11 protein-coding genes are annotated in these 13,744 nt (G+C 61.4%); 3 read left to right on the plus strand and 8 right to left on the minus strand.

The window, feature by feature from the left end; all coding sequences use genetic code 11:
* Positions 1-89: 89 nt before the first annotated feature.
* The 8 genes from ASE28_RS18035 to ASE28_RS18070 all read right to left on the minus strand — a co-directional run bounded on the left by ASE28_RS18035 (position 90) and on the right by ASE28_RS18070 (position 9,516).
* Positions 90-1,292, minus strand: coding sequence for an ammonium transporter (locus ASE28_RS18035; protein ID WP_057267887.1), 1,203 nt, complete (start codon positions 1,290-1,292; stop codon positions 90-92).
* 166 nt (positions 1,293-1,458) lie between these two features.
* Complete coding sequence (gene ribD / locus ASE28_RS18040; RefSeq protein WP_200963966.1) at positions 1,459-2,586, minus strand: bifunctional diaminohydroxyphosphoribosylaminopyrimidine deaminase/5-amino-6-(5-phosphoribosylamino)uracil reductase RibD; 1,128 nt, start codon at positions 2,584-2,586, stop codon at positions 1,459-1,461.
* Between the two features lie 39 nt (positions 2,587-2,625).
* Positions 2,626-3,051, minus strand: coding sequence for a type IV pilin protein (locus ASE28_RS18045; RefSeq protein ID WP_057267888.1), 426 nt, complete (start codon positions 3,049-3,051; stop codon positions 2,626-2,628).
* Positions 3,052-3,082: 31 nt separating this feature from the next.
* A complete protein-coding gene (locus tag ASE28_RS31480) occupies positions 3,083-6,409 on the minus strand; it encodes a pilus assembly protein (RefSeq protein WP_082608130.1) in 3,327 nt (1,108 codons plus the stop codon).
* 11 nt (positions 6,410-6,420) lie between these two features.
* Entirely contained in the window at positions 6,421-7,167 is a 747-nt protein-coding gene (locus tag ASE28_RS18055; protein WP_057267890.1) for a PilX N-terminal domain-containing pilus assembly protein, read from the minus strand.
* A 19-nt stretch (positions 7,168-7,186) separates the two neighbouring features.
* On the minus strand, positions 7,187-8,095 hold the full coding sequence (locus ASE28_RS18060; protein WP_057267891.1) for a PilW family protein: 909 nt from the start codon (positions 8,093-8,095) through the stop codon (positions 7,187-7,189).
* Positions 8,096-8,155: 60 nt separating this feature from the next.
* Complete coding sequence (gene pilV, locus ASE28_RS18065; protein ID WP_057267892.1) at positions 8,156-8,782, minus strand: type IV pilus modification protein PilV; 627 nt, start codon at positions 8,780-8,782, stop codon at positions 8,156-8,158.
* Positions 8,783-8,862: 80 nt separating this feature from the next.
* Positions 8,863-9,516, minus strand: a complete 654-nt coding sequence (locus ASE28_RS18070) for a GspH/FimT family pseudopilin (protein WP_369818216.1) — start codon at positions 9,514-9,516, stop codon at positions 8,863-8,865.
* A 412-nt stretch (positions 9,517-9,928) separates the two neighbouring features.
* Between ASE28_RS18070 and rpsO the strand changes: the two genes are divergently transcribed.
* The 3 genes from rpsO (at position 9,929) to ASE28_RS18085 (ending at position 13,743) form a co-directional block, all read left to right on the plus strand.
* Positions 9,929-10,195, plus strand: a complete 267-nt coding sequence (gene rpsO / locus ASE28_RS18075) for a 30S ribosomal protein S15 (RefSeq protein WP_005793232.1) — start codon at positions 9,929-9,931, stop codon at positions 10,193-10,195.
* Positions 10,196-10,403: 208 nt separating this feature from the next.
* A complete protein-coding gene (pnp, locus tag ASE28_RS18080; RefSeq protein ID WP_057267894.1) occupies positions 10,404-12,653 on the plus strand; it encodes a polyribonucleotide nucleotidyltransferase in 2,250 nt (749 codons plus the stop codon).
* 103 nt (positions 12,654-12,756) lie between these two features.
* The gene (locus ASE28_RS18085) at positions 12,757-13,743 is read left to right on the plus strand and encodes an NAD(P)H-quinone oxidoreductase (protein WP_057267895.1); all 987 of its coding nucleotides are present in this window, start codon (positions 12,757-12,759) and stop codon (positions 13,741-13,743) included.
* The last annotated feature ends 1 nt before the right edge of the window (position 13,744 follow it).

The following is a 13,744-nucleotide window of genomic DNA, read 5'->3' on the forward strand; positions in this document are numbered from 1 at the left end:
GAAGGTATATCCCGCCGCCCCAGTCGCCGCTGTCGGACGGTGCGCCGAAACGTAACGCTGTGTGAACGGTGCCGCCGCCCGGTCGCTGCTTACCAGCTCACTTCGCGGTCCGGCGTTGCGCTGATTTTGTGGATGGAAAGGTCTGCGCCGTCGAACTCCTCTTCCTGCGACAGCCTGAGGCCCACAGTGGCCTTGAGGGCCCCGTACACCACCAGTCCGCCCAGGAGGGCCCAGACCACGCCCATGCTGGTGCCGATCAGCTGTGCGCTGAAGGCCACACCGCCCAGGCCGCCAAGGGCCTTGCTGCCGAAGATGCCCGCCGCCAGGCCGCCCCAGGTGCCGCACAGGCCGTGCAGGGGCCAGACGCCGAGCACATCGTCGATCTTCCACTTGTTCTGCGTCAGCGTGAACAGCAGCACGAAGATGGTGCCGGCAATGGCGCCTGTGACCAGCGCGCCCAGCGGGTGCATCAGGTCGGAGCCCGCGCACACCGCCACCAGGCCGGCCAGAGGGCCGTTGTGCACGAAGCCCGGGTCGTTCTTGCCCAGCACCAGGGCGGCTAGCGTGCCGCCCACCATGGCCATCAGCGAGTTGACCGCCACCAGGCCCGAGAGCTTGTCCACGGTCTGTGCGCTCATCACGTTGAAGCCGAACCAGCCGACCACCAGAATCCAGGCCCCGAGGGCCAGGAAGGGGATGTTTGATGGCGGGTGGGCCGAGATGGCGCCATCCTTGCGGTAGCGGTTGGCGCGCGAGCCGAGCAGCACCACGGCGGGCAGGGCGATCCAGCCGCCCACGGCGTGGACCACGACCGAGCCCGCGAAGTCATGGAACTCTTCGCCGGTCAACGACTTGATCCAGGCCTGCACGCCGAAGTGCTGGTTCCACGCGATGCCCTCGAAGAAGGGGTAGACGAAGCCGACGATGATGGCCGTGGCCATGAGCTGCGGCCAGAACTTGGCGCGTTCGGCAATACCGCCCGACACAATGGCCGGAATGGCCGCTGCGAAGGTGAGCAGAAAGAAGAACTTGACCAGCGAATAGCCGCTTTGCTGGACCAGGGTGTCTGCCCCCACGAAGAAATGCGTGCCATAGGCCACGCTGTAGCCCACCGCAAAGTACACCACGGTGGACACGGAGAAGTCCACGAGGATCTTGACCAGCGCATTCACCTGGTTCTTCTTGCGGACCGTGCCCAGCTCCAGAAAGGCGAACCCGGCATGCATGGCCAGCACCATGATTGCCCCGAGCAGAATGAACAAGGCGTCCGTGCCCTGTTTGAGTGCTTCCATACCATCTCCACGCGTTTGTTTGATCTGTTTTGGTGCGTTTCACTGCGGTATGCAATGAGTGCACCAAAATTAAGCAAAAAATGCGCCAGGATGTGGCGTGCGTCACCGGGGTGGTGCTGGGCTGTTTTGGTGCATGGGCCGGAGCTGGGCCCATGGGGTCGGCTGGTCAGAAGCTATCGCGCCCCTGAACCCGGGCGACGATGCGCAGATCGGGTCCGATCCGGTCCACGGAGACATAGTCGAGAGCGGTGCCATCCGCCAGGGTTTGCAAAGGCGCTGTCTGGGCCATGCCCAGGCCCGGTCCGAGCAGCCGGGGGGCCAGGTAGAGCAGCACTTCATCCACCAGCCCTTCGCGCAGGAAGGACCCATTGAGCTTGTGGCCCGCCTCCACATGCAGTTCGTTAACGCTGCGTTGGCCCAGGTCCTTGAGCATGGCGCGCAGGTCCACCTTGCCCTGTGGGTTGGGCAGGTGGATCACCGTGGCCCCTCGGCCCTCCAGGGCCGCTTTTTTCGCGGCATCGTCGCTTGCGGTGTAAATGAGGCAGGTGCGGCCCGGCACGGAGAAAAGGCGGGCCTCCAGCGGGGTTTGCAACTGGCTGTCCACGATCACCAGGTGCGGCTGGCGCGGCGTGGCGACCTCGCGCACGTCCAGGCGCGGGTCGTCGTCGAGCACGGTGCCTATGCCCGTGAGCACGGCGCAGGCGCGGGCGCGCCAGGCATGGCCATCGGCGCGGGCTGCGGGCGAGGTGATCCACTGGCTCTGCCCGTTGACCAGCGCGGTGGTGCCATCCAGGGAGGCTGCGGTCTTGATGCGTACCCACGGTGTGCCGCGCACCATGCGGCTGAAGAAACCGATATTGAGTTCGCGCGACTCCTTGGCGCCAGGGCCCACGACCACTTCCACGCCGGCAGCGCGCAGGCGCGCGAAGCCCTGGCCCGAGACCAGGGGGTTGGGGTCTGCCAGGGAGGCCACCACCCTGCCGATGCCAGCCCCTATCAGCGCATCGCAGCAGGGCCCCGTGCGGCCCTGGTGGGAGCAAGGCTCCAGCGTGACGTAGGCGGTAGCTCCCTGCACCTTGTTGCCCCGGGCTGCCGCATCGCGCAGCGCCATGACCTCGGCATGCGGGCCGCCGGCCTGCTGGGTGAAGCCCTGGCAGAGGACGTGGCCGTCGGGCGTGGTGATGACACAACCCACGCGGGGATTGGGGTTGGAAAGACAAAGCGCCTGAGTTGCTAGCTCAAGCGCTTGGGTGGTGTGTTGTTGTTCCGAAGAGGTCGCCATGGTGGCGTGCATGCTAGCGCAACTACTGCCTTTCAACAGTTGCGGCCCGGTTCATTTGTTCCAGCATTCCGCGACATCAATTGCAAACGGGGGCGACACAATATTGCGCACACCTGCCTGGGTGAGTGTCAGGTTGCCGCACTTGTCACCTACTTGGGCGGTCCCCACCTTGGGGGTGGCCGTCAAGGTGAAGCTGGATGTGGTCGCTGGGCCTCCGATGGAGATCAGATAGCGCTTGGCTGGATCGGCAGACCACGTCATGCTGGCGGGGATAGTCGTCGGATAGACCCCCGTCGCTGTAGACGCTCGCTCCAGCCACTGCGCAGCCTGCAGCAAACCGGCCCGCGCATCGGCGCGGTGCCCGCGCCGAATGTACTCTCTGTAGCTGGGTACCGCGATCGCAGTCAGGATACCAACGATTGCTACAACGATCATGAGCTCAATCAGCGTGAAGCCCTTGTTGTTCTGGTGGCGCATGGATGGCGACCCTCCTTGGTATTGCATTTAATTATTGCAGTTGGCGCCAGCTCGGGCGCATGGGCTGTTCGGGCATCCGGGCCAGTTCCTTGTTCTTGTTGTTCCCCGCGCCCTTGATAGAAATGGTCTTCTTCCCCGTGGTGGCACTGGACGCACCCGGGTCAATGGTCATTCTCGATGTCAGCCCATCGCTTGCTTTATTGTAGATGCCATCCCCATTGGTATCCATCACCTGCACGCTCGGCCGCTTTCCATCCATGATGTTGAGCAAGGTCAGGTAGGCTTTTTCGGCAGTGCCCGCTGGCTCACAGGATTCCGCGCCAGTGGCGTTGCCTCCGTAGGCGGGTGTGACGGACCACACCATGAGGTTGTTGCTGCCGTCAAAGAAGCTCATTGGCTTGAGCACGCGTTCACTGCTGACCTGGAAGTCGAAGTACCAGCCTTGGTTCACGGTGCCTTTGGTCTTGTCATAGTTGACGGCGTTGTCGCTCATTTTCCAAAAGCGCTGGTCTGCGTTCACCCCACCGCCTGCGATGCCTGTGGCGCTTGTTTCCATTTCCTGCTTGACCAGGTTGGTGCGGCCACTCACGGCCACCGGTACCACTCCGTTGTCGCTGGTCACGGTGTTCACCACCAGGGTGCCGTCAGCGGCCTGCTTGTACTTGGTGTTGTCGTGTACGGAGTACATGCTTTGTACTTCCGTGCTGATGCGGTGGGCGTCGGTGACATTCACGCCCGTCCCGAAGGCGACCATCACCCCGCCCACACCACGGTCATTGGCTTTGACAATGGGAGGAGCCGATATTGGTTGCCGCTTGCCATCGACATAGGTCGCAACGAACAGGGGCTTGGAGCTGCCGCCAAATTCCGCCACTTTCCAGTCGGAGGCGGTCTTGCTTGTCAGATCGAACTTCCAAAGGTTGCCCTTCAGGTCGCCAGCGTAGGCCACATCCACCTTGCCGTCGCTGTTGAAATCCAGCAGTTTGGGGGCTGACAGTCCATTGGCCAGCACGTTGGTGTCCGTTACGGCGTTGACGGGGCTGCTGACGACCTGGGCGCCAGTGGCCACAATCTTTTTCAGGGCCTTGTTGCCATCCAGGTACTGAATGAGCAGCACGGGGCGTTCATTCTTGCTGTTGTAGCCATTGCCCATCACCACGGCCCAGCGATTGTCGTTCATCAGTGCGACCTGGGTTGTCCTGAATGGGTTGACGTCGTCCATGACCGGCGGCGCGAAGATATGGCCAATGTCTTCATCATCACTGCCTGCTGTCAACGGCGCGCTGGGATGCAAGGTCCTGTCCAGAACCACCGCGCTGGCTGCCTTTGCCGTGGTGAAATCCGAGGTAACGGTTCCATCCTTGCTGCCGGGTTGCGTCACATTCAGGACAAAATAGCCTTTGCCTCCGGCGCCCAAGCTTCCCACCAGCATGGTGCGCCAATCGGGGGCGTATCCTGGCACCGATTTGTCGGCAATATCTACATCTCCAGTAAATGGCGAACCATCCACATAGGCGCGGTGCGCGTAGCTGGGGTCGCTGAGTTTGTACAATTCAGGGATGACCGCTTTCGGAATATATGCGATTTTCTCTTCGCCATCAACTGCGGAAAATCCATGCAGCATGCCGTCATTGCCACCGACGTAAATCATGGGTAGGCGATTTCTGTTCGCTGCCGTAAAGGTCTTGTAGCCCTTGTGGGGGTAGTTGCTGGATGGTGAGGCGGTATACCAGACGCTTGAATTGACGATATCCCCTTGGCGAGAATCCCGCACACGGAATGGCTTGGCCGTAGTGCCTTCTTCCTTGGTTCGATCTCCTCGCAGGAAGTTGACCCGGTCTTCCCCCTTGCTGCCTGTGTCGAGCAGAAGTTTTTGCGCCGCACTCAACTTGGTCACACCCGTCTCCCACTCAAAGGAAACCCCTTGGTTGGTCAGGTCGTTGGTAGTGAGAATGACTCGGTTGGTGACCGATGGCAGCGCATCGAGTTTCTGGGCAGTGGTTTTACGGTCCTTGGGGGCCGGCAAGCCTGTGTTGACGCCCCACCCGGTATCCGGGCTGACGCTGCCGTCGGTTTTGATGGTGTCTGCGTACACGTATCCAGACCACTTCTTGGGTTCAAAGCCCGCGACAAAACGGCTGACGTCTGTTCGGATGTTCGTGCTCGCGCTCGCGCCCATAGTGGCCACGTCCGCGGTATTCTGTAGATTGATGTTCTCCAGGATATTGCGAAATGCTTCTTTCAGATCGTATTTTCGACCCGGACCTGTGGGGTAGAACTTGCCCCGGCTGTTGATGGCCATGTGCCAAAGTTCGGCGGGGTTGTTTGCATTCAGATCACCGAACACCGTGGGCGACCACAGTGCGGTTCCCTGAATCAGGTTTGAGTAGTCACCGCCATAGTTGTCATCGGTCGCGGAGTCCCAGGTGGGGTCGCTGGGCCAGGAGTATGCATCTTTGCCGTAGCCAATCGTGTACTGGACCACATGCTGCCAGGTCGCGGGATTGTGCTTTGGGTTCCAGTACCTCTGAAGGGCCACGGCGCCGAATGTTTCTGTGGACTGCACACCGTCGGTCGTACTGGGCTTGAGGTCGTTAGTAATACCAGTTTGCAAATCCTCGGACCACATTTTCATGGCCCAATCGGCAAGCAAATTCGAGACTGCACCTCGGTAAACGTTGGTCTGCGCCGATGTTTTGTCGTAGATTGTGCCATCGGGCAAGGTAATGTTGTTATTGTCAGTATTGCCTGGGCGTACCGATGCATCCTGGCCGTTCCAGCCGCCATCGGTCATGAATATCTGATAGGAGCGACGGCAGCCCATGTAGGGCAATTCTGTCGTTCCCGGCTTGGAGGCCCAGGGGCTGTTGATGCCTTGGGCAGTTTTCATGTAATCGTACGTCTGCTTCATCATCCTGTGTGATGGTGTGCCATTGTTGGCCTTCAATGAAGCAGCAAAGGCGAGAAAATTCGTTCGGTGCGTATCATCCAGAATTTTCATCGAGTTGACTGCGCCCGGAGTCAGGCTGCCTGCTCCGGTTGCGCCGCCGTTGTTCCACATCACCTGCCATGCAAGTCGAATTTTGCCATCGGGTAGCAGCAACTTGTCATTGAAGACATCTGCCAGTGCGGCTTTCAGTGCCGTGATCTTGACTGGCGTGCCTGCGCCGTCGATGTTTTCGCCCATACTGCCGGAATCATCGACGGTTACAACGACGTTGGGCGTCGGCGGTATGGCCACTAGGCCTGGTGGCAGTTGGGACAGGTCCAGTGGGGCTGCAAAGGCTGCATAGGGTGCGCACATCGAGCCAATCACAGCGCACAAAATGGTTTTCTTGAAAATAGGATTGTTTTTCATGGTATTTCCATTCAATTCTTGATCTTCTGCCGTACAAAAGTGGATTGGAGTACGACCTTGGTACTCGGCTTAAGGCCATGCGCCACTGCAGTGATTCGGTATGCGACGTTGGGGGTCAGGTTGAGCGCCAGATTGGCATCGCTGTTGGTAATGAGTCCGGAGTTTCCTGCGTTGGCGTCGTAGGGCATGATTTCTATCCAGTACCATCCGCCTTGGGTGGCGCTGTCACCAGGCTGGTTGAGTTTGAGAATGGGGTTGCTGGCGCTGCCGCCCTTGGCTCCGGTGAACTGGCCATACCGTGCGCCAACGCCATTGACCATCATGGCGGTCAAAGTCGGCTTGTCGTTCCAGAAATCCTGGTTGGTAACACGCTTGAGGCACAGGCCCTTGACGCATTTGGTGGTGGCTTTATCGAGTTCTGCCAGCAGGTCGCCGGTTTCCTTGTCCTCGGCTGGAATCCAGACCGGGTTGACCACCACATTGGGAACCCGGCACACCTCGGCGTTGCCGCCGTCGGGTACGCAGGGCGTGCCGTCAGAGCGTTCGCCCCGGATATCGAATTCGGCGTCCTGCATCAGGGCCTGGGCTGCTTCGAATGCGCGTTGGTAATCTGCATCGTTGCCTACGATCATTTCGTTGAACAAGGATGTTCGCGAGCCCCACAGGGCCAGCAGTGCCGAAAGCATCACCAGCACAATCACGATGAACAGCGATATGCCGCGCTGGCGACGGGAGGGGGAAATGGGCATGCGTTGCATGGAATATCTCTCTGTGGCTTCAGCCTGTCAGGCCCTGGCTGCGCAATTGGTACACATTGCGAAAAGTCATGTGCAGGCGATTCTTCCTCGGGGCCAGCAATGTTGTCATGTCGACATTGGTGGTGCCGTCGCAATTCTTGTAGGTGCTACCAGCCGGCATGTCGATATTTTCCGTGCCGTACAGGGAGATGCAGACCTCCACGCCAAACACCCGAGACCAGTCGGCAGTGGCCGTGGCCGCATTGACATACTGGATTCGAGGGAGGCCCAGTGCTGCATCTGTTTGCACCAGATAGCGGACCTGGAAGTCGGCCACGTTTTGAATAATGGCTTGACGGGTTCCGTCCGATCCCGCACACATCAGTTCATTGGTGGTGGTGTCCAGGGCGAACTGGCTTTGGATTAGCGTGGGTTTTGCGGCATCCTGCTGCCCCAGGCAGTTTCGGAACAGAGATGCCTCGGCGGCTGCTGGGTACAGTGCTTCCGTGTAATTGCGGTAGCCAACGGCCAGCTTGAATTCGCTGCTGGTGGGCGAATCCTTGCCTGACAGTGTGTTGATCGAGGGGTCGAAATCAGTGGACTTTGTTTCAAAGGCCACGGGGTCTGCCACGTCAATGCTGGCGGTGGCCTGCTTCTGCGCTGCCAGATTCAATCGCAGCGACCCTGCTTGTCGCAACTGCTGGCCCAGGACGCGAAATGTATAGGCCGCCTGCTGCTGCAACTGGCTGGCGTCGCTGACGGTGCCTGAGATGCCGCGTGACACCATGAGTGAGCCAATGGCCACCGCAATGGTCATCAAGCCGATGGTGATGCCGACCATCAGCTCGACCAGAGTGACACCACGCTGGGATCTCTGTGAAATCCATGCTGGGGTGTCCGCCACGCGGCGGGGCCTGCAATCCTTGGCAGTAGGGTGGTCGGAAGTCATTTGGAATGTCTCTGTGCGGGGTGCTTGGGCGTGGGCAAAACAGTTTCCTGGCTGCGCGAACTAGGTTTTGGATGCCGGGCAGAAAAATTGGGGGGTCGCATCCAGGGTATAGGGCGCACAGCGAGCGTTCAACTGAACATACTGAAGGTGGCAGGTGCTGCCGGCAGGGCAGCTGACGTTGGCTCCTCCCGTAGTGGCTGTCGCCAGCGGGTTGGTGTAATCAGCAGTGCTTTCGCGCTCGTTTTCGCGCCAACTGATCATCACCCCCAACTGCCTGCGGTTGGCGGCATCGGTCTCGTCGGCGACCACGAAGACGTTGGCATCGGCACTGGGGAGTGTGTTTTTGACCGACTGCTTCCACTGCACCAAGTCATAGACCGCGAGCTGGCCGCTATTGCAGGCCGTGGTTTTGCAGTCCGCTGGGGAGGTGGGTGTGTTGTTCCAGGCAGTGGTGTAACTGGCCATGCTGCCCAGGGCGCTGGGATTGACCTTCATGCGCTCGCTCAGGTCTTCGATCAGACGAATTGCCTGGGCTCTGCGCACGCTGGTCTGTGTGTCTGCCAGGGTGCGCATCTGTACGCCCAGAATGCCCAGAATGCCCAGTGACATGACGACGATGGCGACGAGGGATTCGATCAGGCTCACGCCACGCTGTGAATCCTTGTGTTGAACATTTGCGGTGTGCATGGAATATCCTCTACGGATGTGCGCGGTGTCGGCGAGGTTGGTGGTTGCAACCTGCGCGAATATCGGAGTGGGGCGGGCGCTCAGCATGTCTCGCTCCCTTTCTTGCGGACAATGCGGCCGCCCATGCCGACGCACAGGCGTGCTGCGTTGGGGTCGGTCATCGTCTTGCCCTGAGGGGCAATGGCAAAGAACATATTGGTTGGAGCGGTGCTGCCGCTGCCGGCGTGTGATGCCATGCCCCAGCGATCAATCACAATCTTTCCTTGAACACTCCCTGCCAGAGTCACCGCCACCCGGGTGGGTGCCGTGACTGTCTGAATGGAGCACTCATTGGGTGTCGCTGTGGCTACGCAGGCGTCTTGCGACCCGTTGGCATTGACGTCAAGGAAGACATTCCAGCCGCATCCCCATTCAGTCGCTCCAGTGCCGTTGTTGCAGGTTGGGGCATTAATGTCGTTGCTGTTGTTTTTAAGGATGACGACGTTGCCGCCCCGCTTGATGGCCTCCGAGCGTGCCAAGTAAACGGAGGCGGTGATGCTTTCTGCGGCCTCACGGACACGCCAGCGCTCGATCAGCGGAGTGAAACTCGGTGCTGCGAGCGCGGTCAATACGCCCACGATGGCCACCACCACCATGAGTTCAATGGCCGTGAACCCTGCACTGGCGCGCGCAGCCCCCCGAAGGGCGCGAAGTCCAGGCGAATGGAAGGAGGGCGATGCTTTCATGATTTTCATATTAGGTGACCGGATGTGACGTGACCATTGCGTACTGACCAGTGGCATGGAAGCCGGGACGAGCGGGCGGAGCCTGTGTCCTGAAAGGAACAGGCGCTGCCTTCAGGATTGTCGAGCGGCCCAGCGCATGCACCTGGTGTTCCGCGCTTTCTGTTGCACTTGTGGGTGTTTTGTCGCTTGCTTTTGCGCGATCTGTGAGGTTCGGACGCGCTGTAACTTTGCGGTGGAGTGCATTCTGGGCGCACCCATGGGGGTTCGGCAAGCCCAAAAAGACCGATTTGCCGGGGCGCAGGCTATAATCCGACTGTTTTGCATGGTGCAAGACGCACGCTACCGGCCTTTCCAGCGGGTGGCGCAAGTAAAAACCGGGGTCTTCGGCTGTCTGCCTGGGCCTCAGTCCAAGGAAAAAGTAATGATCGCATCCTCCATCAAGGCCGAAGTCGTCAAGGCCAACGCCCGTGCTGCCAACGATACTGGTAGCCCAGAAGTGCAAGTGGCCCTGCTGACGGCCCGCATCAACGAACTGACCCCTCACTTCAAGACGCATGCCAAGGACCACCACGGTCGCCGCGGCCTGCTGCGCATGGTGAGCCGTCGTCGCAAGCTGCTGGACTACCTCAAGGCCAAGGACGCTGACCGCTACACCGCCCTGATCGCCAAGTTGGGTCTGCGCAAGTAATCCCCATTGCATGCCAAAACGCCTGGGTTAGTCCGCTAGCTCAGGCGTTTTTTACTTCGGAGCCGCAAAACAGAGCGAAGCTGTGTCATTCCAACGGGCCTGCCGCCGCCGTGCGCAGGGGCAGGTCCGCTGGAATGGCATCGTGTTCTGAATTGCCCTCCACGCCAGGCTGGCACTGTGCTGCCAGCTACAACAAAAGGAGCTGAACATGAGCATTTTCAACAAAGTCACCAAGACCTTCCAATGGGGTGACAAGACCGTCATCATGGAAACGGGCGAAATCGCCCGCCAGGCCTCCGGCGCCGTGCTGGTGAACATCGACGACACCGTGGTGCTGGCCACCGTGGTGGCTTCCAAGTCGGCCAAGCCCGGCCAGGACTTCTTCCCCCTGACGGTGGACTACATCGAGAAGACCTACGCCGCAGGCAAGATCCCCGGCAGCTTCTTCAAGCGCGAAGCCAAGCCCAGCGAGCACGAAACGCTGACCAGCCGCCTGATCGACCGCCCGATCCGCCCGCTGTTCCCCGAAGGCTTCTTCAACGAAGTGCACGTGGTGATCCACACCGTGTCGCTGAACCCCGAAGTCGACGCCGACATCGCCGCCCTGATTGCCACCAGCGCCGCCCTGGCCATCTCCGGCATCCCGTTCACCGGCCCCATCGGCGCCGCGCGCGTGGGCTACATCAATGGCGAATACGTGCTGAACCCCGGCCAGACCGCGCGCAAGGGCTCGCAGATGGACCTCGTGGTCGCCGGCACCGAAGCCGCCGTGCTGATGGTGGAATCCGAAGCCCAGCAGCTGTCTGAAGAAATCATGCTCGGCGCCGTGGTGTTCGGCCACCAGCAGGGCAATGTCGCCATCAACGCCATCCATGACCTAGTGCGTGATGCTGGCAAGCCCGCATGGACGTGGCAAGCCCCCGCCAAGGACGAAGCCCTGATCGCCAAGGTCGGTGCCCTGGCCGACGAGAAGCTCGCCGCCGCCTACCAGATCCGCAACAAGCAAAGCCGCACGCAAGCCTGCCGCGAAGCCTACGCTGCCGTGATGGCTGGCCTCAAGGCCGAAGGCGTGGAATTCGACGCCGTCAAGGTCGAAGGCATGCTGTTCGACATCGAAGCGCGCCTGGTGCGCAGCCAGATCCTGGCCGGCGAGCCCCGCATCGACGGCCGCGACACGCGCACCGTGCGCCCCATCGAGATCCGCAACAGCGTGCTGCCCCGTGCCCATGGTTCGGCCCTGTTCACGCGTGGCGAAACCCAGGCGCTGGTCGTGACCACGCTGGGTACCGAGCGCGATGCCCAGCGCATCGACGCCCTGGCTGGCGAGTACGAAGACCGCTTCATGATGCACTACAACATGCCTCCCTTCGCCACCGGCGAAGTGGGCCGCATGGGCTCGACCAAGCGCCGCGAAATTGGCCACGGCCGCCTGGCCAAGCGTGCCCTGATGGCCGTGCTGCCCACCAAGGAAGAATTCCCCTACACCATGCGCGTGGTGTCGGAAATCACCGAATCCAATGGCTCCTCGTCCATGGCTTCGGTCTGCGGCGGCTGCCTGTCGATGATGGACGCCGGCGTGCCCATGAAGGCGCACGTGGCCGGTATCGCCATGGGCCTGATCAAGGACGCCAACCGCTTTGCCGTGCTGACCGACATCCTGGGCGATGAAGATCACCTGGGCGACATGGACTTCAAGGTCGCCGGTACCACCGCCGGCATCACCGCGCTGCAGATGGACATCAAGATCCAGGGCATCACCAAGGAAATCATGCAGGTCGCCCTGGCCCAGGCCAAGGAAGCGCGCATCCACATCCTGGGCAAGATGCAGGAAGCCATGGGCGAAGCCAAGACCGAAGTGTCCAACTTCGCGCCCAAGCTCTACACGATGAAGATCAACCCCGAGAAGATCCGTGACGTGATCGGCAAGGGCGGCTCCGTGATCCGTGCGCTGACCGAAGAGACCGGCTGCCAGATCAACATCGAGGAAGACGGCACCATCACCATCGCCGCCACCGACAACGCCAAGGCCGATGAAGCCAAGCGCCGCATCGAGCAGATCACGGCCGAAGTCGAAATCGGCAAGATCTACGAAGGCCCTGTGACCAAGATCCTGGACTTCGGCGCACTGATCAACCTGCTGCCCGGCAAGGATGGCCTGCTGCACATCAGCCAGATCGCGCACGAGCGCGTCGAGCGCGTTGGCGATTACCTGACCGAAGGCCAGATCGTCAAGGTCAAGGTCATGGAAACCGACGAAAAGGGCCGCGTCAAGCTGTCCATGAAGGCTTTGGCCGACCGCCCTGCGGGTGGTGGTTTCAGCGATCGCCCGGCTCCCCAGGAGCGTGGCGACCGCGAACCCCGCCGTGACCAGGGCCGTGATCGCCAGCCAGCCGACCAGCAGCAGCAACAACAGCAGTCGCTGCCATCGGATGGCGCTTCCGGCCAGGTGAACGGCTGATCCATCGCCTTGGCTGCCGCCATCGGGTGGGCCGCTTGCAGCGGCCTCCTGCGGGCGGTGGTCGGGACTGGTGATTTCCATGCCATCAACCACGGACCTTCCTATGCAAGCGGTGGAGATTTCCTCGTTCGGTGTGCCTGAGGTCTTGCGCCTCGGTGAGCGCCCCGTACCCGTGCCGGGTGCGGGCGAGCTGCTGATCCGCGTGGGTGCCAGCGGCATCAACCGCCCTGATGTGCTGCAGCGCATGGGCCACTACGCGCCCCCGCTTGGCACCTCCGACCTTCCCGGTCTCGAGGTGGCGGGTGTGGTGGAGGCGGGTGACGCCGATGCGCTGGCCCGGTCGGGCCTGGCCATTGGCGACCGTGTCTGCGCGCTCGTGGCCGGTGGTGGCTACGCGCAATGGTGCGTGGCGCCGGCCGAGCAGTGCCTGCCGGTGCCTGCCGGGTTCAGCGATATCGAGGCTGCCTCGCTGCCCGAGACCTTTTTCACGGTGTGGAGCAATGTCTTTGACCGTGGCCGCCTGCAGGCCGGTGAAACCCTGCTGGTGCAGGGCGGTACCAGCGGCATCGGCGTCACCGCCATTCAGTTGGCGCGCGCCTTCGGTGCCACGGTGATCGCCACGGCGGGCAGCGACGACAAGTGCCAGGCCTGCCTGGACCTGGGCGCGCACCATGCCATCAACTACAAGTCGCAGGACTTTGTGGTGGAGGCCAAGCGCATCACCGACGGCAAGGGTGTCGACGTGGTGCTGGACATGGTCGCGGGCAGCTATGTGGCGCGCGAGGTCGAGTGCCTAGCCGAGGATGGCCGCATCGTCATCATCGCCGTGCAGGGCGGGGTCAAGGGCGAGATCAACGCCGGTCTGGTGCTGCGCCGCAGGCTCACCATCACCGGTTCCACCCTGCGCCCGCGCTCGGTGGCCTTCAAGGGCGCCATTGCCCGTGCGCTGCGCGAGCAGGTGTGGCCCTTGCTGGCCGCCGGTACGGTGCGCCCGGTCATCCACAGCACCTTTGCGGCGGCCGATGCGGCCCAGGCGCATGCCCTGATGGAATCCAACCAGCACATTGGCAAGATTGTTTTGACGTGGTGAA

Origin of the sequence: Acidovorax sp. Root219, from assembly GCF_001428665.1 — a bacterium.
Taxonomy (GTDB): Bacteria; Pseudomonadota; Gammaproteobacteria; order Burkholderiales; family Burkholderiaceae_C; genus Acidovorax.

Bases quoted from the DNA above. Each gene is read 5' to 3' on its own strand.
- ASE28_RS18035 (WP_057267887.1), bottom strand. From the start codon at position 1,292: ATGGAAGCACTCAAACAGGGCACGGACGCCTTGTTCATTCTGCTCGGG.
- ribD (WP_200963966.1), bottom strand. From the start codon at position 2,586: ATGCACGCCACCATGGCGACCTCTTCGGAACAACAACACACCACCCAA.
- ASE28_RS18045 (WP_057267888.1), bottom strand. From the start codon at position 3,051: ATGCGCCACCAGAACAACAAGGGCTTCACGCTGATTGAGCTCATGATC.
- ASE28_RS31480 (WP_082608130.1), bottom strand. From the start codon at position 6,409: ATGAAAAACAATCCTATTTTCAAGAAAACCATTTTGTGCGCTGTGATT.
- ASE28_RS18055 (WP_057267890.1), bottom strand. From the start codon at position 7,167: ATGCAACGCATGCCCATTTCCCCCTCCCGTCGCCAGCGCGGCATATCG.
- ASE28_RS18060 (WP_057267891.1), bottom strand. From the start codon at position 8,095: ATGACTTCCGACCACCCTACTGCCAAGGATTGCAGGCCCCGCCGCGTG.
- pilV (WP_057267892.1), bottom strand. From the start codon at position 8,782: ATGCACACCGCAAATGTTCAACACAAGGATTCACAGCGTGGCGTGAGC.
- ASE28_RS18070 (WP_369818216.1), bottom strand. From the start codon at position 9,516: ATGAAAATCATGAAAGCATCGCCCTCCTTCCATTCGCCTGGACTTCGC.
- rpsO (WP_005793232.1), top strand. From the start codon at position 9,929: ATGATCGCATCCTCCATCAAGGCCGAAGTCGTCAAGGCCAACGCCCGT.
- pnp (WP_057267894.1), top strand. From the start codon at position 10,404: ATGAGCATTTTCAACAAAGTCACCAAGACCTTCCAATGGGGTGACAAG.
- ASE28_RS18085 (WP_057267895.1), top strand. From the start codon at position 12,757: ATGCAAGCGGTGGAGATTTCCTCGTTCGGTGTGCCTGAGGTCTTGCGC.